At 78.9% G+C, this 1,055-nt stretch carries 1 protein-coding gene and 1 pseudogene; both read right to left on the bottom strand.

The features are described from left to right. Positions 1–2: 2 nt before the first annotated feature. Positions 3–509 (bottom strand): PH domain-containing protein, encoded by a 507-nt coding sequence (locus WCS02_RS20560; RefSeq protein ID WP_340296176.1) that lies wholly within the window; start codon positions 507–509, stop codon positions 3–5. A gap of 41 nt (positions 510–550) precedes the next feature. Continuing rightward, positions 551–1,055: pseudogene (locus WCS02_RS20555) on the bottom strand (hypothetical protein); the annotation flags it as partial.

The following is a 1,055-nucleotide window of genomic DNA, read 5'->3' as shown; positions in this document are numbered from 1 at the left end:
GGTCACAACCCGGCCAGCCGGGCCTGCCCGGCGGCGGTGAGGCGGTCGCGCAGCTCGGCGGCCGCGTCGGCGGTCAGGCCGGGGACGGTGGCGTCGCTCGCCGCGCTCGCGGTGTGCAGGCGCACGGTGGCCAGGCCGAGGGCGCGGTCGACCGGGCCGGCCGTGACGTCGACGTACTGCATCCGCCCGTACGGCACCACGGTGAGGGAGCGGAACATGATGCCGCGGCGGACCAGCAGGTCCTCCTCGCGCTCGGCGTAGCCGATGGCCCGCACCTGGGCCGGCACGAGCGCGAGCGACAGCAGCCCGAGCAGCACGCCCGGGGCCGCGACCAGCAGCACCCAGCCGGTGTCGAGCAGGACGTACAGCACGACGCCGACGACGAGGCCGACGAGCGCGAACACCCCGGCCCCGGCCAGCCGCACCCAGACCAGCTTCCGGCTGACCCCACGGAAGCGCACCCCCCGCGGGTCGAACGGCTCCTCGGCACGCTCCGTCACGACGTCCACGCCCCGATCCTCCCCCACCCCGTCGTGCGGCGGCGGACGGGTCAGGCGACCACGGCCGCGCGGGCAGCCGTCGCGGCCGGGTCGGTGACCGGGGACGTGCCCCTGCCCGGGACAGGGACCGTCGCGGCGGTGAGGAGCGAGGGTGCGGTGACCGGTCCTGCCTCGGGCCGCTCGACCGCGGGCCCGGCGGCGTGCCGACCGCGACGGACCGGCGCCTCGAGCACGGCGTCCTCGTCCTCCAGGTCGGCCTCGCTGAACGCGTCGAAGACCCGCAGGTCCACGCTGGCGAAGCTGCGGCGGCCGGATCGCGGGGTGGGGACCCCGGCGCCGACGGGCAGGCGGGGCGCGCCGGCGGGCACGGGGGCGTCGGTGGGCACCGGGGCGGGCGCGGCGGGCACCCGCAGGGGAGCCTCCGACGCGACGCCGGACAGCGTGGCCCCGGACGGGACGGCCTGCGGCACGACGGCCTCCAGCACGACGACGTCCGGGACGACGGCCTCCGCCAGCGCTGCCTGGGCACGCGCCAGGTCGCGGCGGGACCGCGCC

The organism is Aquipuribacter hungaricus (assembly GCF_037860755.1).
In the GTDB taxonomy this organism is placed as follows: domain Bacteria; phylum Actinomycetota; class Actinomycetes; order Actinomycetales; family JBBAYJ01; genus Aquipuribacter; species Aquipuribacter hungaricus.
Note: the sequence above shows the minus strand (reverse complement) of the source record. Positions and strands in the feature narration are given on the sequence as shown.